Raw genomic sequence first — 23,664 nt, forward strand, 5'->3', positions numbered from 1 at the left:
GACATACAAAAATAAGGAAAAAATATCAATTTAGTCGTTTCTGTTCCTAAAACATTTATTTTCCATGCTTTTATCTTTAGATTTCTATTTTATTCGTACTATCAGCTCACCATACCCCTTTCATTTTTAAAATAAGTCAGTACGGTAGCGAAACTGAGATATTCCCTTCCGGGAGTGCGCGACCTGCTTCGGAACCGGTAGCGCGCAAAGATAATCTCGCACGCCAGCTCATAATGCACAAACAGATTCAAGCGGTGCTGCAAAAAGTCGAAGAAACGGCTGAAAGAAGCAAAGTACTCCTTTATCTTATCATGAGCGATCACTCTCCGCTTGCGGCCTGCCTTTTCCGCGCTTTCCATTACTTCCAGCGCATATTCCAATTGCTTGATCTCCGTTTCCGTATGTTGCATTGTACATTTCATTTCCTCCATCTTCTCTTCCTGACGACGATATTTTTCCCTTTTCTGTTGTAAATGTTTTTGTGCTTCTTTTATTATTTTCGACATCCTAATACCTTTATTTCTATTTAAACCGGGCACTACTGTCTGTAAGAGAACAGAAATGCCATATGAAATCTAATACCGAGTGCAAATATAGAGAAGATTGTTTAAATAATTAGATTTTTATTTAAATATTTTCCAACTAATTTCATATTGAAATTACCGACAATAAAAATAACAGTTTATCCCATCATTCGGAGAAAGCATACTTTTGCGCCATAACCAAATGAATAAAGGAACATGAAAATTAAATCCTATGACTGGCTGCTTTGCGGCTGCCATGCGTTGTCCGAAGTGGCAATCGCTTATTTTCCGAACTTTCAGTACAACAGTTCAGCGGTGCGAGCTTTTCGCCGGACGATAACAGAACACCCGGCATTGCCGCAACAACTGACGGAAGCGGGATTTACCCCGCACACCCAGACACTTACTCCCCAACAGATTGCCGCCATCGTGAGATGTTGGGGAACGCCTGCGCTGGTATATGAAATGATTAAAGAAAATCCCTATCTTGCCATCCCCAAAATGAGGAAAAAGATATAATGTATTTTAATACATTCTTTATTTATTATATATATTAGTTGCCGGATGGGGTGCCGGAACGCAAAAAACGTGCGTCCGGATTCCCCTTCCTACAAGGCGTTTGAGAGATTTTCAAGGGGTGCCGCGAGGGGTGCCGCTAAATATGGCCCCGAAAACCCCTCCCGCGTATGGCATTAAAGCCCCTCCGGGCGTGAGCTGAAAACATCACTTTGAACCGGAATGAACCGCAAAATTGCCCGGTTCAAATAACCGGTATACCTTTGAGCCGAATTAATAATATTCAGTTATGAACAAATCAATAGCAGAAATGCTGAAAAAGGGCTACATCCTCTTCCCTAAAGTCTTATTCGAGGAACAAATGAAGATGACTAAAAACGCAACGGGCAGTTTCGAAGCGTTCATCTTGGTATTAACCCATGTCAATTACAGCACTGTGACGTGTCGCGTCAACGGTCAGACCTTCGAATGCCGGAGGGGAGAATCGGTGATCTCCCTCACCCACTGGGCGAAAGTGTTCGGATGGAAACTCAGCCGCACACGCCGTTTCTTCGATAGGATGTACGAAGAAGGGATTATTGAAAGAGTGGTCAATCCGTACATCACGCACATCCGTATCCCCGACTATGACTTGCTGATCGGACAGAGATGCCGTGAGGCGGCACGTGAAGAAACAGGTGGTGTCACCTTCGAGGTTTTCTGGGAGAAATATCACGAGGTAACCCAGAAGCAAAGGGTCAATATCGGCCGTGCCAGACGGGAATGGAAGAAACTTTCTCCCCGCGAACGCAGTATGAGCATACGGCAAATCGACGAGTATTACGATCATCTGACGGATACGAAATACTGTGTGCAGGCAAGCACTTATCTGTCGGACAAAGCGTTTCTGGATGAATATGATTATTGAAACGATTCATGGATGACATTGTAAACCCGCAGGACGCCGAGCTCGAGGAAATCGTACTCGGCGCCTGCCTTATAGAGAGCAAGGCGATCACATTGGTTGCCGGAATATTGCGCCCGGAAGTGTTCTACATCGAAAAGAACCGTGAAATCTATGCCGCCCTGCAGAGTATGTACCGTGCCGGGCAGGTCATAGACCTCATGACCGTAAAGGAAGAACTCACACGAAGGGGCAAACTCGACTTCATCGGAGGTCCTTATGCACTGGTAAGCATTACCACACGCGTAGCGTCCAGCGCGCATCTAGAGTATCACGCCCGTATCCTGCAACAGAAGTATATCCGCCGTGAAGCGATCTTGGGATTCCATAAACTGCTGGCACAGGCTGCCGACGAGACAACGGACATAGCCGACACGCTGGCGGATGCGCATACCCTTCTCGACCAATTGGAAAAGGAATGCGGGATGTCCGAGCATCTCCGCTCCATGCTGCAATTGATGGAGGATACTGTGGAACTGATAGAGACACGTGTCGCCTCGAACAAGAACGGAGTTACCGGCTTGCCGACGGGATTCAACGAGCTGAACCGCCTGACGTGCGGCTGGCAACCGGGTGATCTGGTGGTCATCGCCGCCCGTCCGTCAGTGGGAAAGACGGCTTTTGCGCTGCATCTGGCACGTGCCGCCGCTTCCGCCGGTTATCACATTGCCGTGTACAGTCTCGAAATGCAAGGGGAACGCTTGGGAGACCGCTGGCTGCTGGCGGCAACGAAGGAGGTTTCTCCCGCCCACTTGCTGAGCGGGGCGCTTACTCCGTCCGAACTCCGGGAGGTCCATGAGGCATCGACGGAGCTGTCGCGCCTCCCTATTTACATCGACGATAATCCGTCGGTGAGCATGGATTATGTCCGCACGTCCGCCAAACTGCTGCAAAGTAAAGGGGATTGCGATTGTCTTTTCATCGACTATCTGCAACTCTGCGACATGAAGAGCGACCAGCACAACCGTAACCGCGAACAGGAGGTGGCTCAAGCGAGCCGGAAAGCGAAAATGATAGCTAAGGAGTTGCATATCCCCGTGATACTTCTCAGCCAGTTGAACCGTAACGTGGAGGGACATCCCGACGGTCGTCCCGCTCTGAGCGACCTTCGTGAGAGCGGGGCTATCGAACAGGACGCCGACCTCGTACTGATGCTTTCCCGTCCCAGCCTGTCCGGTCGTGAGACAGACCGTAGAAGCGGTTACCCGACCGAAGGATTGGGAGTAATCGATATTGCCAAACATCGTAACGGACCTACCGGTGAGATATACTTCCGCCACGACAAGAGTATGACGAAGCTGGTGGATTACGAGCCCGATTTGGAATGGATGAAGAAAAATACCACCCGTTAGGTATCAGCCAGCCGGGAAATCAACTATGCGCAAACGACCGTATCTTTGTGTCTGATCGAGCGGTTGCCTGCATGAAATCAACCGTATTTATCTAACAAATCGACCGCTCCTTTCAAGTGAAAAGAGCGGTCGTATCATCCGGGAAGTACCGTTGTCTTGTCCGGAAGAAGCAGTCGTTTTATTCTGAAAATACGGTCAATTGATGTCCGGATGTTCCTGTGCCGGTACATATCCATCCGGCTCTCCCAGATAGCGCGCGATCAGACGTACTTCCCGTGCGCTGAACATTTTCAGTTTGGGATGAAAATCTCCTGTTGCGAGCTCCTCCATCAGAGGGGTACAGTTGCGCATCCAGCGGCGGAGTTTCGCCACAGACACATGATCGCTCAGCTTGGGGAAATACATCTTCGCCAACTCATTCTTATCGTAACATCTCACACGAAATTTTTCTTCTTCCATTTTCTATTGAGTTATTCTTTGGTTAATGCTATAAAGGTACTCTTTTTTATGCAATGAAGCAAATGTTTAGTCAAAAACAATAACCATCGTTCAGTGTCGTTCGGTGTCGTCCACTCCCCCTTTCGGATGTGGTATCTTTGCAGTGTAATCGATTACAGAACAATTAAAATCATCAATTAAAAAATTAAATTTATGGCACAAAAGTATGTAGTGGTAGAGCGTAAGAATCCGTTGAAACCACAAGAAGCAGCTAAGTTTTATGCAATGGCACGCAGTAACCGCAGAGTGGATACGGACGAGGTAATCAGCCGTGTGTCGGAGCGTTCCTCCTATTCTATCGGTGAGCTGAAGGGTTGCATCACGGAGTTTTTGTTGGAGATGAAGAATCAGTTGGCGTTGGGTAATATTGTCCTTCTAGGCGATATGGGCAGTTTCCGTGTAACGATTGCCACCGGCAATGCTACGGAAACGGCAGAGAAATTTAAGGCGGCCACCTGTATCAAGACCTCGCGTGTCCGCTTCCGTCCGGGCAATATGCTGCTGGATATGTGTAAGGCGATGAAGTATACGCTGGTCAAGAAAGGGGAAAGCGATGAAGCGGTTGTTCCCGATCCGGACGAGAAGCCGGATAATGGAAACGGCGGCGGTGGAAATCCGGATGACGGCAATAATGGGGAAGCTCCGGATCCGGCAGAATAAAATCTAGGATGTCTGGTGGTATTAATTTAAAAATTCAAGAATTATGAAAAAGTCTATTTGGAAACAAATTTTACAGATCATTATTACAGTAGCTACTTCAATCGTATCTGCTCTGGGTGTAACGTCTTGTATGGGACATATCTAAACGGCCGGATCGAATGAAAGAGTTGAAAGAGTTCTCGTTGAAGGAGGAATATGTGCCGCGCAGCATTTTGTATATCGTTGTGCATTGCAGTGCTACCCGTGCGAATATTCCCTTCACGGAGGAGCAGTTGCTCCAATGCCATCTGAAACGTGGCTTCAAATGTATCGGGTATCATTTTTATGTGACGAAGGATGGCGTGCTGCACCACACCCGCCCGATGAGTGAGATTGGCGCACACGCGCTCGGATTCAACCTGCACAGTTTAGCGATTTGCTATGAAGGTGGACTGGATGAATTGGGTAAGCCGGCGGATACCAGAACCGCTTCGCAAAAAGAAACGCTCCGCCGGGTATTGGGTGAGTTGAAAGGACTGTATCCCGAAGCTAAGATTGTAGGGCATTATCAGTTGAGCGCGAATGTTCATAAAGCGTGCCCATGCTTCGATGCGAGGAAAGAGTATGAGGATTTGTAGGAATAGTGGTTCCTCTTAAAATAAGAGGTATGTGGATAATAAAGGCGGTTCGGATGGATGAACCGCCTTTTTATTTTACTTTTTTCTCCATTCCCGATACAACAATCCGGGAAGCGTATACACAATCCAAGCGCAACGTTTCAACTGTTTCTTAGGTTCACTAAAGATACGATAGACAAATTCAAGATGCATCTTAACCATCCAATGGGGAGCACGCTTCACGTCTGTCCCGCTATAAAACTTAAAAGCAGCTCCAACGGCAATCATCACTCCCCTTTTCAGATGAGGTTTCAGACGGCTCATAAATATTTCCTGCTTCGGGGCTCCTAAAGCTACCCAAATGATCTCTGCACCATCTTCATCGATCATCTGTGCAATTCCGGGATAATCGAAGTCTTCTACATTACAAAACGGAAGCTCATAGAAAGTCATCCCATTGATACGCTCGTCAATCTGTGAAAGATGATGGCTAAGTCCTTGCAAAATACCTTGCGAAGTCCCCATAAAAAACATCCGGTACTTTTTCTGTCGGATGATGTCCATAAAGATTTCACTTCCACAATACTGTTTCCGCTCAATTCCATAGAGCCATCGCAGATAAAGCGGCACATAACTGCTGTCGCAAATAGAGAACATACTGCCGTTCACCACTTCCAGATAGTCCGGCTTCCTGTTGGCCGTGTTCAGTATAACCCCGTCCGCCACACAGATATAACCGGGAAGAGCAGTTTGTAGTTGGCGGTCGATGGAAGAGAAAACACTTTGTTTATCGAACTCGTAGTTGATGTTGAAGTATTGTTCCATAAAAAATTTAGATCCAAAGATGATTCACTTTGAATATTTTAAATAACCATTCCTTTACCTGTGCTAATATCAACGATGAGATAAATACCAAAGGAATTATTACAAAAAAGAATATGCCGAATTGAGACTGATTAATAAAATAATGTTCCTTAAACCACGGATAATAAATTGCATCAAATATATAACAACACAAATAAATATCTAGTGATAACAAAGAAACTTTAGTAAATACTTTCCTTATTAGCGGAACATGAATATCTCGTTGATAAACTAACAAAAAGAAGATAACGGCTATTATGGTCCCAAACACACCGGAAGATCCTCCCGCTATTTGAATTAACGAATGATTATGTATAAACAATATATTGAAGATAGGATTAATCAAACAACATATCATAATTATTCCCCACCCATATAATAGTCTGATTTTAGGTTGGTACTCTTTTATATAACTCCCTATAAAGAAAAACATCAAAGGGAAACAAATTTGCCAGAATCCGGGAACCAGATGGAAACCATAACGATTAAACAAATCAGGAATGGCTGTCATTGTAAATAATATCCCTATCCACACAATTTTCTGTTGTTGAGTGGGAATAGCCTTATATAAAAGATTCAAAAATGGAGTGAAAAGAAATAAGCCAATCCACATCTCAATATACCATGCGTAGGGAATAGCTGAGAAATCAAAAATTTTGAGTCCTAATTTGAATAATGAAAGTTCCTCATGCAAATAATATTTTCTAAAGATAATGGTTAATATTGAAAAGAAAATATAAGCAATTAGTACCTTCCATATTCCTCGATAGTATTTTTTACTTGATACTTTATTTATATTCAAGTATCCGGTCAGCATGATAAATAATGGAACTCCCGTATAAAATAAAGGGAGGATTCCTGCTTGTAGAAACAAAGATAAACCCTCAAAATTAGTAGAACCAAACGGAGTATGTAAGACAAAAAAGTGTCCCGCTATTACAAATAAGATTGCTAGACTTCTAATAACATCAAGGCCAAGAATACGTGTTTGGCACGCTTTTTGTCCCCCCCCTCAAAGTTACAGAGGTTTGTGTTTTCATTTTCATTATTCATTGATTATCAGTGATTTTATTTTAAATTCTTCCACTTAATTATAAATGTATTCACATCATTGTCTTCTGCCCATCCACTCTTTTCTGATTCTTCAATTTCTTTTTCAAATTCTTCGTCAGAAAAACAATAAGGCAATGGAGTATTACACAAATTATCCCATTCGTGTATATCCATTGGCAAAAGCTCACTAATATCTAAATCTAAGGGCATATTATCCATAAAGTATCTTAGTAAACAATTCATTCCATTTATTATAAACGACTTCCGATGAGTATTCTTTTTGTAGCTTTTCATAGGCTTTTTGCCCTAGTTCCTCTACTAATACAGGCTGATTCCATAAAGCTAGAATTTGTTTTTCCAAATCATTCAAATTATTCGGTTCAAACAATCGTCCAATCGTATTCTCTCCTTTGCCTATAATTTCAGTAAATCCACCATGATCAGGACAAACACAAGGTTTACCAAACTGTGCAGCTTCCAAAATAGCCATAGGAAAGCCCTCATAACATCTACTTGGTATCACCACCAGACGAGCATTTTTTATAAAATACTCTAACTCCTTCCCCTTCAAATACCCCATTAATTGCACATTTTTAGGAAAAGCAATATTAGTATCTTCTCTTTTGGCACCTGCAAAACAGAATTGAATTTCAGGATATTTACGGGCTATTTCCACCAACAAATCATACCCTTTTTCATAACTTAGTCTACCAATATATGCTACATAACTTCCAAATGTTGTTTTATATTTCAATGGAATATCTATCGAATTGGGAATAACAACTATTTTATTTTTATCAAATCCAGCCTCTATCAGCTTCTTTCTTTGAAATTCCGTAATACAAGCAAATGTTCTCACATTGTTCTTATATGCTCCTGTCCAACGAGCGTATACATTTCGTAATGTATATCCCACAGATTTAAAATATGAATGCTCACAATTATATTGGATACAACCCCACTCATTTCTCTTTTGTAGACAAACCTCACAAGGCTTGCCATTACGCATAAATAACCCCGTCGGACAAATTAAACGGAAATTGTGAACCGTCATTACTACCGGTACTTTCGTCTTCTTACATTCAAATAAAGCGGCAGGGCTAATGAAAGGGTAGAGATTGTGTACATTCACAACATCCGGCTTTTCCCGTTCCAATATCTCCCGCAAGCCCTTCACCCCTGATGGGGAATAAATGCCACAAAGGAAACCTTTTATCTTTCCGGATAAGCTCTCACGACTCCTTTCTGTGGTTAAGCGATAGAAACACACCTCGTGTCCATGCTCACGGAACATTGAAGCCATTTTATCAACCACAGCCTCTTCACCACTATATTTACCGTAGTTGTTGTGGACGAGAAGAATTTTCATCTCTATTGACCAATACAGTAATAATCAAAGCCTAATTGCCTCAATTCTTTGCCATCATAAATGTTTCGTCCATCTATAATAACAGACCGGTTCATGGACTTTTGTAACACTCCCCAGCTCGGTAAACGGAAAGGTTTCCATTCCGTCAACAGTAGTAAAGCGTCAGCATTCAACACCGCATCGTACATATCGACAGCATACTCCACATCATTCCCTATACGCCGATGACATTCATCCATTGCTACCGGATCATACACACGTATTTTGCAACCTGCATCTTTCAACAGTCGGATAATTACTAAAGAGGTAGCTTCCCGCATATCATCCGTTTCGGGTTTAAAGGCTAATCCCCAGATAGCAATCGTCTTTCCTTTCAACGCACCTCCATAATATTTCTCAAGCTTATAAAAAAGAAGTTCTTTCTGGTGCTCATTCACTTCTTCCACAGCTTTCAGCACCTTCATTACATAGCCTTTCTTTTCTGCTGTTCTCACCAACGCTTTCACATCTTTCGGGAAACATGAACCGCCATAGCCACAACCTGGATAAAGAAACTTGCTTCCTATACGGCTATCGCTTCCAATGCCCTTTCGTACCATGTTGACATCCGCACCTACCAATTCGCAAAGATTAGCAATATCATTCATAAAACTGATACGAGTGGCAAGCATTGAATTAGCCGCATACTTTATCATTTCCGCCGATGGAATATCCGTAAAAATAACCCGAAAATTATTCAACAAGAATGGACGGTACAATTTAGTCATCAGCTCCTTCGAACGTTCAGAATCGACCCCTACCACTACACGATCGGGACTCATAAAATCTTTGATAGCTGCTCCCTCTTTCAGAAACTCGGGGTTGGAAGCCACATCAAATGGAATCTGCACTCCCCGTTTATCCAGTTCTTCTTGAATGGCCGCTCTTACTTTCTGTGCCGTTCCTACCGGAACGGTAGATTTTGTTACCAATACCAGGTATTTGTTCATGTTGCGTCCCACAGTCCGGGCTACTTCGAGTACATACGTCAAATCTGCACTGCCATCCTCATCCGGTGGAGTTCCTACGGCACTAAATACAAGTTCTACATCATCCAGACACGTAGTAATGTCTGTTGTAAACTTCAGCCTGCCTTCCCGATGGTTACGCAATACCATTTCTTCCAATCCGGATTCATAGATGGGAATCTCCCCTTTCTTCAGCTTTTCTATTTTTTCATTATTAACATCAACGCACGTCACATTCACTCCCATCTCGGCAAAGCACGTGCCGGAAACCAAACCGACATAACCGGTTCCTACGATTGCTATATTCATGTTTTTATTTATTTAGACGATAGATATATTTTTCTCATTAACGGAAAGAGTGGTTTCAACAATTGCAGAACAATAGCAAATATCAACGGATAGCGGGCACTAAAAGTCAGCCATTTATTATTATTGGGTACATACGCTCTGTAATGACGGAGAATATAAACCATTTGAGAGAACGGAATCCGCCATAAATATCTCATAATATCATATTTATGCCTAAAAAGATGATGTGCCAAAATTGCATTAGAGCATTCTTTGTCGACTAGCATTTCTTCCATTGCAATCTTTTTTATCCTATCTGACAAACGGAATAAATCAATAATTTTCCCAACGTTGTTTCCTACTGCCGTAGTTTGACTATCAGAATAAGTATGCCCTACTACTATTAAAGGAACAAAAAACATACGTTGGGCAAGAATTGTGCACTTCATTACAAAATCTGCATCTTCAAAACGAATATTCTCTTCAAAACGTAAACAATGTTCGTTTAGGAAATCCCTCCGATACAAATAACACCACGGTACCCACGGAATTTCTTGAGATTGCAAAAACTCCCGTCCTTTCATCTCCTTTGTATCATTGTGCAGGTAGTGGCTTTTCTGACTTATTATACCATTAGTGAAGGCTTCAAAATCAAACATCACAATATCGACTCCCGTATTTATTTCCGCTATTCTCACTAATTGCAACAAACTACCAACTTTAAAGTAATCATCATGATCAAGAAATAAGATATATGTACCAATTGCTTTTTCAATACCTGTATTTCCCCCCCCCTTTGACGTTTATTAACATTATGACGGATAATTTTCAGATTTCCAGGCTGCATCCGATTTGCATAGTCTTCAATTACTTCAACAGTGGAATCAGTAGAACAATCGTCCACGCATATTACCTCAAATTGTTCCGGTGACATTCCTTGCGAATAAATACTGTCAAGACAAATATTTATCTCGTTACTTCCATTAAAGACGGGAATCACAATTGACAACTGACATTTATTTGTTTCCATTTATTTATACATGTAATATTCTCCGTATTTTACTATATAGTCTTATCAATATGGAATGATACTTACGACATTGTCGCTCAATATCACTATTCGGTACAATATTCTTATCAAAAGAAAAATTATTACTAAGTTCTTTATCTATATTTACCTTAAATCGCGAATAATTCTGTCTGCAATTTGTTGCATCCTCTCCAAAACCTTTATTGTCTATTTTAGAAAGAAAAGGATGAACAGAATATTTACCCAACTTAAATTGACTATAACAGAAACGTATTGCCCATGAACGGTTTCTTCCTTCCATATATCCTTTCAACATGATAAACATATCACTGCCATTTTTATTGAATGCTTTCTGCATTTTCCTGTTTGAGCTCAATTCTTTCCAGTCCCTTATTTCCCAATCCACTTGTTCCCATCGGTCTTTCCAAGTGCCCCATCCCCACGAAGAAGAGCGACCGGACAAATAAACGTCTCCAATATATCCCATTGGACGTTTTATCTTCAACCCATACCCGCAAATAGAGAAAATCCGTGAATTATTCTGATAAAAATCAAGTGCCTGATTCATATATGACAGAAAATTTTCAGAACATATCAGATCATCTTCAAGAACAATCACTTTATGATATTGATTAATTACTGTGGTTACTCCTTCGATAATAGAACTTCCCAGTCCTTTATTTTTTTCTGCCACTGTGACATTTGAAGTTATTTTCCGAGCTATAGAGACAACTTCCTCCACTTTGGCACATTCTCCTTCATTACGTGCTCCATCTACAAAAACATACTTTTCCGATTCTTCATAAAGCGTATTTCTTTCTAATGTTTCTTTAAGTTTTAATAAAGCTTCGGGACGGTTAAAGGCAAAAATTACAATAGGTGCAGGCATTTTTAAAAAGGTCTAATTTTAGTTGGCAATAAATCCAACAATATATATAGATAAAGTTTATAATTCAAGGGAGAGTATTTCAATCCTTTCAGAGCCTCATTCATACTCTTTCTTCTCATATTGAGCCGCATATAAATGGAACTACGCATTTTGTGCCAATGAGAAATATATTGTTTCATATAAGACGGATGATAAAGGTACCACAAGGCGGATAACTCATTTCCCACCAAATCTTGTTCTGCCGGTATCCGCTTTGGCTTTTCCGAAACATTATACCCCTCTACGTGGAATATAGCCATTATTTTTCTGGAATATGCTATTTCATTATGAACAGCTAATCGTGCCCAAGTCAATAAATCTTCTCCAGATTTAATACCCACCGGGAAACCACCAATAGCTTGAATTGCTTCTTTTTTGACCATTATTGAAATAGAGCAAATTGGTGGGTGCGAACAACTTGCCACTTCAAAATAATTAGTCAACACTCCGTCTTCCTCATGAAACGGAAGTTTACGAATAATTGTATTAGATACAGTTCCATTAGAATTACAAAATTCATATCCACAAGCATACACATTACACTGTGGATATTTCAAAAATAAATTGTATTGGGTTTCCAAATATTCAGGTTTCCATTCATCATCTGCATCAAGGAAAGCTATTAAATTATAACGTGCTTCTTCAATACCTTTGTTGCGTGCAGCAGATACTCCCGCATTCTTTTGATGGATAATTCGAATACGAATGTCATTCACTTTCTCTACTTCCTGTACACTGTTATCTGTGCTTCCATCATCTACCACTACTATTTCAAAATTCCGGAAAGTTTGTTTCAAAACAGAATATAATGTATTGGCTATCTGATGTGCTTTATTATAAAGAGGTATTACTACTGAAATCATTTATCTTGTTTGTTTAGTCCTAACATCATTCCATAAAATCCAAAAGGCATAGAAAGGGTTGCCATCGAATAATTCACCACATTATCTGAATATAATGTTAGTAATAAGCCTGCCATAGAACTACCCGCAGTGATAGCACAAAGTCGAACGACAGATGAATAAGTATGGTTATAAACCGATAATGTATGAATTATCAGAGTAATGCCGATTAATATATAAATGACCACAGCAATAATTCCATTGTCACAAAGCATTTGTATATAATCACTATGTGGAACTTTCAAGCCTCCAAAAATACGATGAGTGTACATATAATTCTGCACACTTCCCGTACCCGACCCTTGTAATTGTTTATTTGTATAAAAACGATTTTGCAAATGTTCCCACATTGCAAATCGGGCATTACTATTAATATTATCTTTACTAATCTTCCCTTCTTGCAATTGTTCTATTGTCACATCACCATTCTTAAACATTTTCTCTTTCAAGCTAGGAATAGTGAAGACTGCAATGACCGACAATAGCATGATTCCTATTATTATAGGTAAAGATTTCATCCGGTATCGAAAATAAAAAAATGTCATTGCGGCTAATATAGTTCCCATTATACTAGTACGAAATACCCATAGGAAACAAGGCATAGCGAATATAACAGCATACAATAAGTCTTTTTTATTCTTTCTTCCATAAAAATAAAGTGCCAATGAAAATATGCAGATAGGAATGAAATGAATGGCACGAGCAGTACCATACCAGAACACTCCGGGTACAAGAATACTTATTCCCGGTACAAAAGAAAAAATGAGGCAAACTACCGCTACCCATCGAGCACACAATCCCGCTTTTAGAAACACTCCCCCGTCACGTACCACAGCCGAAGCAAACAGCATAATACATAATGGATACAAATATTTCAGAATAACCCGGAAGCCATAGGCAGGAGCAGGAGAATAGGAAAGTCCTATCAGTAACCAAGCAATATAAAGCAAATAGAAAATACTCACCGCACTCCATACCGGTTTCCGTTTCACCACAAACAAGCCTATCAAACAAAGGCTTTCAAGTACTAAAAGCCGGATAGCCATCAAGTCGAGTGCTCCCGGAGCAGAAAGCGCTAACAAGCCGGTAGAGAAAGTTAACGTCCAAAACAACTCCGGACCGTCGAAACTAAGCATCAGTTCCTTATTCAAAGGGTGGCACACTTTTCCTGCACGCTGAAACAGAAACTTAATGCCAAAGCCTGTGATAATAATGAAATAAAGATAATTCAATAGATTCATCCGGATAAATCAATTTATACGTTCGTATAAGTTACAAAATGCCGCAGCATATTTTGCAAAACTGAATTGTGATACATACGAAACTGAATTTCGGGAAAGCTGGATAATCCTCATCCTGCTCTCCAATAAGGGTTGTATTTTGGCAGTCATATCTTCGACATCTTCTACCTGATGCAAAAGTCCTGTTTCTCCATCTTTTACAACTTCCGGCAATCCTCCGGTATCTGAAGCCACTACCACGCAACCGCGAGCCATCCCTTCAATTGCTGTCAGACCGAATCCCTCACTACGTGATGGCATTAATAGAATATCAATTCGATCATATAACGATTGGAGGTGAGATTGTTCCTGCCGCCCCATCCATTCAACACTATTATTCACTCCCAGTTCTATCGCCTGTTCTTGCATTATACTCCTTTGCGAACCGTCCCCCACCACTAATAGCCGAATGTCCGTATATTGTTTTTTCAATTTGGCAAATGCAGGAATAACCAAATCCATCCCTTTAATTCGTTCCAAACGACTAACTACTCCTAATGTAATTTGTCCGTCAGAAAAAGGTTTCTGTTCCTCGCGAATATGAATATAAGGTGGCAAGGCATTGTAAATGGTGAAATGATTTCGTTTTTTCAATATTGTGCTTGAGTTATAGAGTTCTGCACTTCCGAAAAAAGACTTTTCCGCACGCATAGTAATACAGGTGAACACACGTACACAATGTTTCTGAATAAAATGTATCAAATAAAGACTAGAATAAATATCTGCTGCCGTATGTACAGTAACAATAATATTTTTCATACCCAACATTCGTAAAAGAAGAATTGGAATGGCTCCTGGAGCCATATATTGTACATGAACAATGTCGGGCCGTTTTTCTTTTAATATCTTTCTTATTCCCTTAAATAGAAAGCGTATACCATTCCATCCGCTTATTCGTGTACCTGCCGGATTTAAACAAATTACCTTACTGCCTTCATTTTGATAATGTTCTATCATTATTGGTGCATACTCAAAATAACACACCACCGTAACTTGATGTCCGTCTTGTACTAATGCCCGAACAAGGCTCAATGTTTGTATTTCAGTGCCTCCAGTAAGAAGGCATGGCATTGCAATTAGAATAGTCATGAAAAAAACGTCAAAATAGAATTTAAATACTTTTCAGGATGCCATAATGTACGATAACATTGATAAGCATTCTGAGAATATAATGCTCGATTTGACATAATACACTCAATTGCATTTATAATATCTTTTTCATCATCCACTAATATCCCACAACCATATTCCTCAATATAAGAAAGAGATTGTAATCTAGTAGCAATAACAGGAACTCCACACTTTAAATAATTACCTATCTTTCCTGCAGCCAGTCCTATTAAAGTAGCTCTATATTCCAATTCATCAACAGAATATAATGCAATCCCGATATCAGCCGAAGCAACAAGCATATCCAACTCGTGTGTTAATACCGGATCCAAAGAAAAACATACATTATCACTATGATGGGTATAAATATTTTCAAAATACAAATCCCCATCAAGCCTATGACTCATATGAAATATTAGTTTCACATGATCACTCCAATTAATTGCAGAATCGGCTAATTCCTTACATTTAAACCACCTGCCAAATCCTCCAGAATGCAATACAATTATTTTATTTGATAATTTCAAACGTTCTTGCAAAAAATTACTTTTAAAGGTAAACTCTGGAGTAAAAGAAGCATTAGGCAATAAGAATATTTTATCGTGGGGTAGTTTATAGTTATCTACTAGAAATTGTTTGTGCCATTTATCGTGAGTTATAATACAGTCAGCCTTGCAAATGACCACATTTTCATATTTCTGTAGCCTATTTAATTGAGGATGTTTATTTGTAGGAATTTGCGGATATTCAAGCATAAAAAATACATGTTTACAATTGAATAAGCTAGCTATTTTAGTGGAAATTATGTTCCCAATCATATCTCCTCCAATAATAAAATCTATTCGATTAAATGCAATATATAGAATTGACCTTAAAACAATTTTAACCGATGTTGGTAATTCCAACATATGCCTGCGTTGTTTGACTTTCAACACACGAATTTTATCGTGATTGAACGACATAAGAGTAAAATTTTTCGATTCAGAAGTAATAATAGTTATTTTGTATCCTTTATTTGCTAAAAACCAAAGAAGACTTTTCAGACTAGGGATTCTATCCAAAAACGGTTCCCTAAGAACTAATAAAATATTTTTCATTTTTCAATCAGATTAATCCAGCACTCTACAATTTTCTTAATATCATATTTCTTCACGTGATTAAATGCCTTTCTTGACAGTTCATTTCTGTATGAATCATTCTGCATTAAGTAAGTTATTTTTTGTATGTACTCTCTTTTGCTAAAAGGGCAAACAAGTTCTCCTGTTTGTTGAGGTAGTATAATGTCATGAATTGCAGGAAAACTATCAAAGGCGATAGGAACGCATCCAAATTGCATCGCTTCCGTTAAACACATTGGAAATCCCTCAAAAATGGATGTCATACAAAAAATAGAAGCACGTTGATAATATTCATATGGTTCTAAGAATCCTGTGAATTCTATATTTTTTATTCCATTAGCCAAATTGGTCAGATTTTTTTTATCTTCTCCATCCCCTATAATAATCAACTTCCAATCCTTATATTCTTTGTATATTTCTTTCCAAATCGTTATCAATGTTCTTAGTTTTTTGGAGCGATTATCTAATCTTCCCACAAATAATATTATTTTTTCTTTTCGTGGTATTGATATAACATCATCATATGTATTGGGATTAGAGATGGATACTGCACGATTTAGTAAAAACGGATTAATTTCTTGTAATGTTGTCAGATAACTTTCAGATAGTACGCATATTACTTGTTTGCTATATAAAAGAAAGTTATAATGCACTTGAATATCTCTCCATCTTTCCTTTTTTATTTTGAAATATAAACAGCATCTTAATATCCTTTTTATCCATTCTACATATCCAATTTCTCGTAAGGTTTTCAAATCATGCCATAAGTATCTGTATCCACAAATAGGGTCACTATGAAGTACTGAAATTATTTTAACATTAGAATAACCGACTTTGCTGACGAAATAAGTACCTTCGTATAAGCCTTGTTGATTAATAACTACATCAATTTTCTTTTCTTGGAGAAGGCTCTGATAATATTTAATATTATCAGGATGCTCCAATTGAGATTCAGGTAAGAAGAAGGTCTGAACAGAATAATCCAGTTTACCTTTTAACCCCAAAGTTGTTTCATTTTTCAAATGCAAATAAAATACATCGTATCCATATTTATTAAGTTCTTTTGCTAACTTATTAGTAACTCTTTCGATACCTCCTCTAAGTGTATCGAATGGAGTTGGATAATAGAATAATAACCTTTTCATATGCTAGATTTATCCTATTAAAAAACGACCAACTTTGCAAGTTAATAATAATCTTGTAAAAGTGACTGACAGCACTAATACTACGGCAAACAACAGTAAAGGAAAAATCATAGTATAAACTTTGGCAACTAATATGATTTCACTTTTTGATGTTATAAAATCAATAAGTAAGCACTCAATTTAGGGCATCCCCCTTTGAAAGGGCACTTTTCAGTGCCCTAAACCGAGTTTTGTTAATTAATTAGTCTTGAATTTAACATTGGCTGGTAGCCAAAGTGATTTTGTCAGGAACCATGTTAACATAATCCCTGCATCCGTTAAAGATATTTTTGAAAAAAGTTCCGATGAAGTTCCAGACAGAACTGCCATGAAGCTTTACCGTTCCAATCACACTGTGATAAGTTGCTGCCATCTCTGCACCGGCATCACTACCATAATGAAGTGAATTATTGCGTTGGGTAGTCAGCTTTCGAATGGTTCGCTCAGCCAGGTTGTTGTCTATCGGTAATTCACCATCATCCAAGTAAGCAAAGAGCTCTTTCCAGAACCGGTTCAGATAATTGAGAGCTTCTTTATAATACCGGCTTCTAAATTCTGAATCCTTTGTCAGTTCACTGTCCAACAAGCTGCGTAACTCTATCAGAAGTTCCTTCGTTGCCAGGCTTTGCCTTTCTCGGAACCTTTCCTTGGGAGTTAATCCGGCATCATCGTATTTACGCTCCCTCATAAAGAACTCCTTTAAAATTTCGGAAAAGCGTTCTGCAGTCGGTTCACCACCCTGATTGGAAGCCTTGACAAACTTGTTCTTGGCATGTGACATACAAACCTGGTGTACAGTATCTTTAAACCGGGCTGATTTCAGCTCATTGCCGATAAATACATAAGCATTGTATCCGTCGGACATAATACTCTTCAACTCTGCATCGCCCAAAAAGTCTGTAAGTACATCACGACCGCGCGAGCCATTCTCATAGAAGAAAATGGCTGTTTTCTGAGCCTTGTTGACCAGAACCCAAATATAGCACTTCTTATAGTGATCGTATTTACGCACCTTACACCAGGTCTCATCGCAGTTCACTATCGAGTCTTTTTCCAAAGCTATGGACTTCAATACACAGACCAATTCATCCAGGTATGTCTTACCTTTCTTAAGCCAGTTGCGCAATGTGTTTTTAGAAACGGTCATGCCCATATCTGTCAGCCATTGGTGAAGAAGACCGAAAGTCACATTCTTCACATAAACTTCATAGGCGATAGCCTGCAGAAATTCAGGAGTAGCTTTAGTACCCTCGAATCTGGTCACCACCTCCGGATGGCCTTCAGAAGGGAAATAACCCCACCTGGGCTTTTTACCAGGCTCTGCATAATGAACCATCTCAAAACATTCTTCCGTAAGGAAAGTACGGAAACTGAACACCCGTACCATTCTCCTTTCAATGATGCGACCGGGAACCTTTGTCAAATCGGAAGGATGCTCTGTCGCCTCTCCAACTACTCCCATCCTTTTATAACCGTCAGGGCGATTGGATAAATCACGCTCTTTCCTGGAAGACTCTTTTACCTCTTGAGATGGAGCATGATCAACCGAATCCGTACGAAGCGTATCATCGGTTCCATCATAATCATCTTTCTCCTTCCGGCGGTCTGAATCACTTGTTTTAGCTTTAGATTGTATCTTTTGACGTCTATCACCAAAACGTTCCTGATGGGCATAATCAAGTTTTTCTTGAAGTGATTTTATCTTACGCTCAGCCGATTTGCGAAGTTTATGCTCTTCCGATAACCGATTTTCAAGGTCAGCATGTTTCGATTCCATAGAGGACACCTGAGCCTTCAGATCCTTCATCTGAGCCATAAAATCCTCCAAAACAAGCTTCATGGCATCACTTGTCAACCGAAGATCCTGATTCTGTTCGGCAAGGTATTGTATGTACCGCTCTTTCTGATCCTCTGCCATACCTGCACTATAATTTATAGGGTTGCGTGAGTAGGTTTCCCTACTCAACAACTCTCGTTTTGTTGTAATTATATCTTGCAGATCGATCATACTTAAACCTTTGATTTACAGCATTAAAGGTAATAAAATAATCACAAAACCGCAAGTGGATAAATAGATTGATTATCTGATTTTTAATGTTTTAACTATAGGATTCTCAAGAATCAAAACCACGTCCTTCCAGGCAATCCGATAAACAATATCTGCCCCGTTCCGCTCCACCTTCATGAACTGATAGCCTGCCACAAACTTCTTTTCGAACAGACTATATGAACGATTATCAAATGAAAACATACGGACTATCCTGCGATTGCGAGACATGACTATAAAGACGTCTCCATCATTGGGCTCACGGTGAAGCCGTTCACGAATGACAGACAGCACACGGCTGTGCTTACAACGCATATCGGTAAAGTCACGGACATAATAAAAATGATTCAGACCGGTAACACTCAACATAACCCCTCCAGTTTCTCTACCATACGAACCAAATCCGGGTAGCTTAAATTCTTTTGGGACAAATGCAAGCCATTGCTGATACGAATCTCAACCCAAATACGAACCGGGTGATCATTTCTGCCTGGTGATACCGGTTGAGATTGATCAATGTCACTGGATTTTTCCTCATGACCAATTGCAGGAGCACCATCAACCTGGACTTCAACTACTTTTCTACGGGTATCCCTGTACCATTTCTGAAAGATGTTATAAGGAACTTTGTTCTTAACACAAAACGATTGGAGAGATTCTCCATGAGGCAAAGCCTCGGTCTGGTACTGAAAGTAAAACCTTTCAAGATCTTCACTGCTATACATAAATTCTAAAATTTTTGTTCGCAGCGAAGATAGAGATTTCAATTATGAGCCAATTTTTGACTGCTTACAATCAATAATCCAAGGATGCGAAACATATATTCCATAGCTACACTTATTAATCTTCTCAAATATAGGTTTATTTGCTATTATTCTACTGTTTAGCAACCTATTTACCAATGCATAACAAGACAAAACAATCAAAAGACTCGTTGCAGGCGAAATTCATCGCATCCATGTTGTATGTGATGAAGAATATAAGATTATACAACATAATTGAAAAACAATAGTAACTAACATCAAAAAACATATTCTCAGCTTAGAAGTATTCCTCAATTTTAATATATTATCATATTTGTAACAAATAAATCCGACAAAAAAAGTAAATATATTTATTGGCAAAGTCATTTAGCCCTAAGATATCTGGAAAAAGATGAGAAATAAAAGCAAATATATAAGCTAAAAAAATTATTATTCCAATAGAATATGTATTATCTACTTTATAAGCTACAATCATTTTAGTAAAAATGAAACACCAAAATAGCATTAATAGAAACCATAAATGACCAATTGGATACAAAATATTTATATGACTATCTTGCTCAAATAAACCCAGACTCCAAGCAGTTACAGGAAAGAAAACACAGTAGGGAATTAGTAATCTCTTAAATTTGTTTGATAACAGATCTGTAAATTTGGGATATTTATGTTTTTCATAATGCAAAAAAGAGAACAAAAATCCCGAAATAAAAATAAACATAGGCATTCTAAAACGTCCTAGTATATCTAGATTAATAATTCGCAAGATTGTTAGATCAACTGTTTCTATATCAGAAAGAATTCCATAATTATAAATGTAGTAACAATGTACAAAAACAACCAAAATTATTGAGATAGCTCTCAAAATTACTATATCATTTAAGCGTATCTCTTTATTCATAGCCAATCATATATTTTATTTCCAACATACATTTTTACATATTTCTTTTCCTGGAGCACCTGCAATGATTGTGTTTGACATATGATGTTCTCTTGTTATAACAGAATTTGCTGCAATAATTCCATCACGTGGTATAATAGCTCCTTTTAAAATTGTTGAATTGCACCCAACCCAACAATGATTCTTAAAAACTACAGGTTTTGACTTGTTAATTAAAGTATTATCAACATATATATCGTGGGCATCATGATCCATAATAGTTATATTCCAAGAAAGCACACAATTATTCTCAAAAAGAACGGATTTTCTAGCTATTATTAATATAGGTCCTGTTGACCAAAACTGTTCCCCAAACTCGATTTTAGCATTCTGTTTTATAGAAATACGGCAACCTGCACCAATATTAGCATAGCCGTTGAACAAAATAATACCCGCTTCAAGATGAATATTAGATTTATAATCTCTAGCCAGAAAAAAATCACAATGAGTATAACCTATTTTTATCATCCCTGCATGAATCTCATGAGAATTAATAATCAAACGTGAATTCCTGCATATACGGACTCGCGTATAATTAGAGAAAAATATTGGTACTTTTATCGCCTGATTTAATGGCAGAAGTCTGAAATTTAAATATATACTTCGTGGAATTGAAATCAAATATTTCCAATTAAGCCGAATAAAATAAATTATTTTCAGAATATCCGTTTTTTTATTTTTTTCCATACGAATTGCTTAAAATGAAAAAGAAGATGTAGCAGTTCTTTTAAGGTATAATACTTGATCAATGAAACATGATTACCGGATAACAAATTCAGCATAGTTTGAAGATTATTTTCCTCAATCTGTTTCACTTGCTTTTCTGTATAAACACAGGTAGTTATAGGAAGCAGCTTTTTCCATTTATTAAAAAAAACACGTGAAGCTTTGACCCATTCCAAAGATAGATTAGATACAGATATGTGCTCAATTAACACGTCATAAACGCATAACAATTTATATCCTTTACTTTTTATTTGCAGGGAAATATCAATATCATAAAAATGAAAGCCATTATAAGATTCATCAAACGAAACGTCTCCAAATATTTCTTTTTTAATACAGAAAAACAGGCCATCTAACGCTACGACTTCTGTAGCTTTTTCATTATAAGGATTGTATAAGGTATAATGTTGTCTTGTCAAATCAAATCTGTCTGTATCTAAATTACATTGGCGGATAGAACCTGTTCTACATTTTTCATTTTCAACACCCCACCATATACCTGGTAGTTGGCTAATATAAGTAGGTCCAGCTACTCCAATCATTCCTACAGCAGGATCATTAAAGTAATCAATAATATTTTTACCCCAATTTACAGTATGGTATAAAATATCATCATGCATAAAGCAAATATATGGATATTTGGATTTTTGAATTCCCTTATTATATGCTTGAAATATATTATAACGGTTATCACTATTGTCAATGTTTATAATTTCATATTCAATACCTATAGTACTTTTAATATTATTCTCTAATTTAGGGTCTAATACTTTCTTACGATTACATATAATAATAGAAATCATTATTCAAGAATCTTTTTGGAATTAATAATATATGCTTTACTACAAGGACCATCAATTATCTTTGGAACTTCATTATGCAGCAAAGCTGTCGCCAACTGAATAAAATTCTCCGCTGCACACATAGGACTCCATTCATTTTGCATTGTATTATAAGCAGCAACCGCAAGCCTTTCACGCAACGCCTTTTGTTCTGCTAACAACTTTACAGCTCTATATAAGCTTCTAACATCTCCAGATCTAAAAAGGAGTCCATTTACTCTATTCTTAATTAAAAAAGGAGCCGAACCTATTTTATTTGATGCAATGACGGTACAACCATTAGCCATAGCTTCATTAAGAACTACTCCCCATCCTTCCCCTCTATCGCTTGTAAATATAAAGATATGATGTTCTTGCATTAATCTCAGAACATCTTTATTATGTTGATTTCCTAATAAAGTGATATAATCAGAAACATCAAGTCTATTCATCAAATTGCAGATTAGGTCTTCCCAAGCACCACTACCAATCATATTTATATGAACATTAATTTGTTTTTCTTTCAAAATAGAGGCCAATTTTACCACTAAATCCGGACGTTTAACTTGTGATATTGTGCCACACCAAAGTACTTTAATACAAGAATTATCCTTCTTTTCTAATAAAGAAAAAATATCAATAGGAGGTACATCTATAAAATAGCCCCATTTATAACATTTATCCGGATACGAATATAAAAGAGAAGTATCTAACCTATTATAAGCACTAGCAGCAAGCATATATAATTTCTTAGATCGATAGCACGTATGTTTCTCATATAATTCTTTCCAATAAGTCAAATGACACAATCGCCTGTCTATTTTCTTAAAAATTCTCTCTTCATACCGAAAAGTAACCTTGTTTCTTTTTATACGTTCTGAAATCAGATATTCAGGAGCTGCTCCCAATATAACTATATCAGAAGATAAACTCAATTCCAAAGCGTATTCCATTTGCTGCTCAGACTCATAAGCTTTTATTAAATATTCTTTATATGAATAATCTTCATATCCACGCTTTCTAAATTCATCTGGTAACGGAGTAAAAGTAACCATTTTATAATTATCCCCTATTAACTTAAAAAAGCAGTCTGCCAGTGGAACTTGATGATGGTTAATAAAATTAGTATAAAAAGTAATAGTCATAG

At 38.3% G+C, this 23,664-nt stretch carries 28 protein-coding genes; 6 read left to right on the forward strand and 22 right to left on the reverse strand.

Translation table 11 applies throughout. The annotated features are described in order from the left end of the window. Positions 1-101: 101 nt before the first annotated feature. Positions 102-506, reverse strand: coding sequence for a hypothetical protein (locus ACNOGP_RS16180; RefSeq protein WP_195532814.1), 405 nt, complete (start codon positions 504-506; stop codon positions 102-104). Positions 507-740: 234 nt separating this feature from the next. On the opposite strand from ACNOGP_RS16180, the gene ACNOGP_RS16185 reads away from it, so the two are divergent. From ACNOGP_RS16185 to dnaB, 3 genes are all read left to right on the forward strand, one after another. After that, complete coding sequence (locus tag ACNOGP_RS16185) at positions 741-1,043, forward strand: DUF4248 domain-containing protein (protein WP_007753036.1); 303 nt, start codon at positions 741-743, stop codon at positions 1,041-1,043. Positions 1,044-1,329: 286 nt separating this feature from the next. Further along, positions 1,330-1,947, forward strand: a complete 618-nt coding sequence (locus ACNOGP_RS16190) for a hypothetical protein (protein ID WP_418213212.1) — start codon at positions 1,330-1,332, stop codon at positions 1,945-1,947. An 8-nt stretch (positions 1,948-1,955) separates the two neighbouring features. Next, on the forward strand, positions 1,956-3,335 hold the full coding sequence (dnaB, locus tag ACNOGP_RS16195; protein ID WP_143869280.1) for a replicative DNA helicase: 1,380 nt from the start codon (positions 1,956-1,958) through the stop codon (positions 3,333-3,335). 195 nt (positions 3,336-3,530) lie between these two features. Here dnaB and ACNOGP_RS16200 read toward each other — a convergent pair whose 3' ends face one another. Further along, on the reverse strand, positions 3,531-3,794 hold the full coding sequence (locus tag ACNOGP_RS16200; protein WP_007760017.1) for a DUF4248 domain-containing protein: 264 nt from the start codon (positions 3,792-3,794) through the stop codon (positions 3,531-3,533). 192 nt (positions 3,795-3,986) lie between these two features. Between ACNOGP_RS16200 and ACNOGP_RS16205 the strand changes: the two genes are divergently transcribed. Genes ACNOGP_RS16205 through ACNOGP_RS16215 form a run of 3 tightly spaced genes read left to right on the forward strand, consistent with a single transcriptional unit; the run spans position 3,987 to position 5,110 of the window. After that, positions 3,987-4,493, forward strand: a complete 507-nt coding sequence (locus ACNOGP_RS16205; RefSeq protein WP_143869278.1) for an HU family DNA-binding protein — start codon at positions 3,987-3,989, stop codon at positions 4,491-4,493. A 43-nt stretch (positions 4,494-4,536) separates the two neighbouring features. After that, entirely contained in the window at positions 4,537-4,638 is a 102-nt protein-coding gene (locus tag ACNOGP_RS16210; RefSeq protein ID WP_007760013.1) for a smalltalk protein, read from the forward strand. Positions 4,639-4,651: 13 nt separating this feature from the next. Then, a complete protein-coding gene (locus tag ACNOGP_RS16215) occupies positions 4,652-5,110 on the forward strand; it encodes an N-acetylmuramoyl-L-alanine amidase (RefSeq protein WP_007760011.1) in 459 nt (152 codons plus the stop codon). Positions 5,111-5,185: 75 nt separating this feature from the next. Here the strand turns inward: ACNOGP_RS16215 and ACNOGP_RS16220 are convergent, their stop codons facing one another. The 20 genes from ACNOGP_RS16220 to ACNOGP_RS16315 form a co-directional block, all read right to left on the reverse strand. After that, positions 5,186-5,914, reverse strand: coding sequence for a WecB/TagA/CpsF family glycosyltransferase (locus tag ACNOGP_RS16220; RefSeq protein ID WP_418213213.1), 729 nt, complete (start codon positions 5,912-5,914; stop codon positions 5,186-5,188). A 7-nt stretch (positions 5,915-5,921) separates the two neighbouring features. Continuing rightward, on the reverse strand, positions 5,922-6,935 hold the full coding sequence (locus tag ACNOGP_RS16225; RefSeq protein WP_418214770.1) for an acyltransferase: 1,014 nt from the start codon (positions 6,933-6,935) through the stop codon (positions 5,922-5,924). An 86-nt stretch (positions 6,936-7,021) separates the two neighbouring features. Continuing rightward, positions 7,022-7,225, reverse strand: a complete 204-nt coding sequence (locus ACNOGP_RS16230) for a hypothetical protein (protein WP_272720824.1) — start codon at positions 7,223-7,225, stop codon at positions 7,022-7,024. Further along, entirely contained in the window at positions 7,218-8,375 is a 1,158-nt protein-coding gene (locus ACNOGP_RS16235) for a glycosyltransferase family 4 protein (protein WP_418213214.1), read from the reverse strand. The genes ACNOGP_RS16230 and ACNOGP_RS16235 overlap by 8 nt, the downstream gene beginning before the upstream one ends. Positions 8,376-8,377: 2 nt before the next feature. Next, positions 8,378-9,691, reverse strand: a complete 1,314-nt coding sequence (locus ACNOGP_RS16240; RefSeq protein ID WP_418213215.1) for a UDP-glucose dehydrogenase family protein — start codon at positions 9,689-9,691, stop codon at positions 8,378-8,380. 8 nt (positions 9,692-9,699) lie between these two features. Next, positions 9,700-10,446, reverse strand: coding sequence for a hypothetical protein (locus tag ACNOGP_RS16245; protein WP_418214771.1), 747 nt, complete (start codon positions 10,444-10,446; stop codon positions 9,700-9,702). Next, complete coding sequence (locus ACNOGP_RS16250) at positions 10,368-10,700, reverse strand: glycosyltransferase family 2 protein (protein WP_418213216.1); 333 nt, start codon at positions 10,698-10,700, stop codon at positions 10,368-10,370. The genes ACNOGP_RS16245 and ACNOGP_RS16250 overlap by 79 nt, the downstream gene beginning before the upstream one ends. Before the next feature lie 4 nt (positions 10,701-10,704). After that, positions 10,705-11,589: a glycosyl transferase gene (locus ACNOGP_RS16255; RefSeq protein WP_418213217.1), complete on the reverse strand. Its 885-nt coding sequence runs from the start codon at positions 11,587-11,589 to the stop codon at positions 10,705-10,707. 2 nt (positions 11,590-11,591) lie between these two features. Further along, entirely contained in the window at positions 11,592-12,491 is a 900-nt protein-coding gene (locus tag ACNOGP_RS16260) for a glycosyltransferase family 2 protein (protein WP_418213218.1), read from the reverse strand. Next, positions 12,488-13,771, reverse strand: a complete 1,284-nt coding sequence (locus ACNOGP_RS16265; RefSeq protein ID WP_418213219.1) for an O-antigen ligase family protein — start codon at positions 13,769-13,771, stop codon at positions 12,488-12,490. Before ACNOGP_RS16265 ends, ACNOGP_RS16260 begins: the two co-directional genes overlap by 4 nt. Before the next feature lie 9 nt (positions 13,772-13,780). Continuing rightward, a complete protein-coding gene (locus ACNOGP_RS16270) occupies positions 13,781-14,899 on the reverse strand; it encodes a glycosyltransferase family 4 protein (RefSeq protein ID WP_418213220.1) in 1,119 nt (372 codons plus the stop codon). Continuing rightward, positions 14,896-16,017, reverse strand: a complete 1,122-nt coding sequence (locus tag ACNOGP_RS16275; protein ID WP_272720832.1) for a hypothetical protein — start codon at positions 16,015-16,017, stop codon at positions 14,896-14,898. The genes ACNOGP_RS16270 and ACNOGP_RS16275 overlap by 4 nt, the downstream gene beginning before the upstream one ends. Then, positions 16,014-17,183 carry a glycosyltransferase gene (locus ACNOGP_RS16280; RefSeq protein WP_272720833.1) on the reverse strand — a complete coding sequence of 390 codons (1,170 nt, stop codon included), beginning with the start codon at positions 17,181-17,183 and terminating at the stop codon, positions 16,014-16,016. The genes ACNOGP_RS16275 and ACNOGP_RS16280 overlap by 4 nt, the downstream gene beginning before the upstream one ends. A gap of 253 nt (positions 17,184-17,436) precedes the next feature. Beyond that, a complete protein-coding gene (gene tnpC, locus ACNOGP_RS16285; protein WP_418213024.1) occupies positions 17,437-19,230 on the reverse strand; it encodes an IS66 family transposase in 1,794 nt (597 codons plus the stop codon). 72 nt (positions 19,231-19,302) lie between these two features. After that, a complete protein-coding gene (gene tnpB, locus ACNOGP_RS16290) occupies positions 19,303-19,638 on the reverse strand; it encodes an IS66 family insertion sequence element accessory protein TnpB (RefSeq protein ID WP_349073185.1) in 336 nt (111 codons plus the stop codon). Beyond that, a complete protein-coding gene (locus tag ACNOGP_RS16295) occupies positions 19,632-19,994 on the reverse strand; it encodes a hypothetical protein (protein ID WP_418213023.1) in 363 nt (120 codons plus the stop codon). Before ACNOGP_RS16295 ends, tnpB begins: the two co-directional genes overlap by 7 nt. A gap of 346 nt (positions 19,995-20,340) precedes the next feature. Next, positions 20,341-20,931: an acyltransferase family protein gene (locus ACNOGP_RS16300; RefSeq protein WP_272720834.1), complete on the reverse strand. Its 591-nt coding sequence runs from the start codon at positions 20,929-20,931 to the stop codon at positions 20,341-20,343. Between the two features lie 15 nt (positions 20,932-20,946). Beyond that, the gene (locus ACNOGP_RS16305) at positions 20,947-21,657 is read right to left on the reverse strand and encodes an acyltransferase (RefSeq protein ID WP_272720835.1); all 711 of its coding nucleotides are present in this window, start codon (positions 21,655-21,657) and stop codon (positions 20,947-20,949) included. Continuing rightward, positions 21,627-22,499, reverse strand: coding sequence for a glycosyltransferase (locus tag ACNOGP_RS16310; protein ID WP_418213221.1), 873 nt, complete (start codon positions 22,497-22,499; stop codon positions 21,627-21,629). The genes ACNOGP_RS16305 and ACNOGP_RS16310 overlap by 31 nt, the downstream gene beginning before the upstream one ends. Beyond that, the gene (locus ACNOGP_RS16315) at positions 22,499-23,662 is read right to left on the reverse strand and encodes a glycosyltransferase family 4 protein (protein WP_272720837.1); all 1,164 of its coding nucleotides are present in this window, start codon (positions 23,660-23,662) and stop codon (positions 22,499-22,501) included. The genes ACNOGP_RS16310 and ACNOGP_RS16315 overlap by 1 nt, the downstream gene beginning before the upstream one ends. Positions 23,663-23,664 lie beyond the last annotated feature (2 nt).

The sequence above is a fragment of the Bacteroides difficilis genome (assembly GCF_048319815.1).
GTDB classification, from domain to species: domain Bacteria; phylum Bacteroidota; class Bacteroidia; order Bacteroidales; family Bacteroidaceae; genus Bacteroides; species Bacteroides zhangwenhongii.

Coding starts and splice junctions, on each gene's coding strand:
- ACNOGP_RS16300 (WP_272720834.1), bottom strand. CDS start 20,931: ATGAATAAAGAGATACGCTTAAATGATATAGTAATTTTGAGAGCTATC.
- ACNOGP_RS16215 (WP_007760011.1), top strand. CDS start 4,652: ATGAAAGAGTTGAAAGAGTTCTCGTTGAAGGAGGAATATGTGCCGCGC.
- ACNOGP_RS16185 (WP_007753036.1), top strand. CDS start 741: ATGAAAATTAAATCCTATGACTGGCTGCTTTGCGGCTGCCATGCGTTG.
- ACNOGP_RS16265 (WP_418213219.1), bottom strand. CDS start 13,771: ATGAATCTATTGAATTATCTTTATTTCATTATTATCACAGGCTTTGGC.
- ACNOGP_RS16180 (WP_195532814.1), bottom strand. CDS start 506: ATGTCGAAAATAATAAAAGAAGCACAAAAACATTTACAACAGAAAAGG.
- ACNOGP_RS16260 (WP_418213218.1), bottom strand. CDS start 12,491: ATGATTTCAGTAGTAATACCTCTTTATAATAAAGCACATCAGATAGCC.
- ACNOGP_RS16310 (WP_418213221.1), bottom strand. CDS start 22,499: ATGATTTCTATTATTATATGTAATCGTAAGAAAGTATTAGACCCTAAA.
- ACNOGP_RS16315 (WP_272720837.1), bottom strand. CDS start 23,662: ATGACTATTACTTTTTATACTAATTTTATTAACCATCATCAAGTTCCA.
- ACNOGP_RS16220 (WP_418213213.1), bottom strand. CDS start 5,914: ATGGAACAATACTTCAACATCAACTACGAGTTCGATAAACAAAGTGTT.
- ACNOGP_RS16210 (WP_007760013.1), top strand. CDS start 4,537: ATGAAAAAGTCTATTTGGAAACAAATTTTACAGATCATTATTACAGTA.
- dnaB (WP_143869280.1), top strand. CDS start 1,956: ATGGATGACATTGTAAACCCGCAGGACGCCGAGCTCGAGGAAATCGTA.
- ACNOGP_RS16190 (WP_418213212.1), top strand. CDS start 1,330: ATGAACAAATCAATAGCAGAAATGCTGAAAAAGGGCTACATCCTCTTC.
- ACNOGP_RS16280 (WP_272720833.1), bottom strand. CDS start 17,183: ATGAAAAGGTTATTATTCTATTATCCAACTCCATTCGATACACTTAGA.
- ACNOGP_RS16200 (WP_007760017.1), bottom strand. CDS start 3,794: ATGGAAGAAGAAAAATTTCGTGTGAGATGTTACGATAAGAATGAGTTG.
- ACNOGP_RS16255 (WP_418213217.1), bottom strand. CDS start 11,589: ATGCCTGCACCTATTGTAATTTTTGCCTTTAACCGTCCCGAAGCTTTA.
- ACNOGP_RS16250 (WP_418213216.1), bottom strand. CDS start 10,700: ATGGAAACAAATAAATGTCAGTTGTCAATTGTGATTCCCGTCTTTAAT.
- ACNOGP_RS16230 (WP_272720824.1), bottom strand. CDS start 7,225: ATGGATAATATGCCCTTAGATTTAGATATTAGTGAGCTTTTGCCAATG.
- ACNOGP_RS16240 (WP_418213215.1), bottom strand. CDS start 9,691: ATGAATATAGCAATCGTAGGAACCGGTTATGTCGGTTTGGTTTCCGGC.
- ACNOGP_RS16205 (WP_143869278.1), top strand. CDS start 3,987: ATGGCACAAAAGTATGTAGTGGTAGAGCGTAAGAATCCGTTGAAACCA.
- ACNOGP_RS16270 (WP_418213220.1), bottom strand. CDS start 14,899: ATGACTATTCTAATTGCAATGCCATGCCTTCTTACTGGAGGCACTGAA.
- tnpC (WP_418213024.1), bottom strand. CDS start 19,230: ATGATCGATCTGCAAGATATAATTACAACAAAACGAGAGTTGTTGAGT.
- ACNOGP_RS16295 (WP_418213023.1), bottom strand. CDS start 19,994: ATGTATAGCAGTGAAGATCTTGAAAGGTTTTACTTTCAGTACCAGACC.
- ACNOGP_RS16275 (WP_272720832.1), bottom strand. CDS start 16,017: ATGAAAAATATTTTATTAGTTCTTAGGGAACCGTTTTTGGATAGAATC.
- ACNOGP_RS16305 (WP_272720835.1), bottom strand. CDS start 21,657: ATGGAAAAAAATAAAAAAACGGATATTCTGAAAATAATTTATTTTATT.
- tnpB (WP_349073185.1), bottom strand. CDS start 19,638: ATGTTGAGTGTTACCGGTCTGAATCATTTTTATTATGTCCGTGACTTT.
- ACNOGP_RS16235 (WP_418213214.1), bottom strand. CDS start 8,375: ATGAAAATTCTTCTCGTCCACAACAACTACGGTAAATATAGTGGTGAA.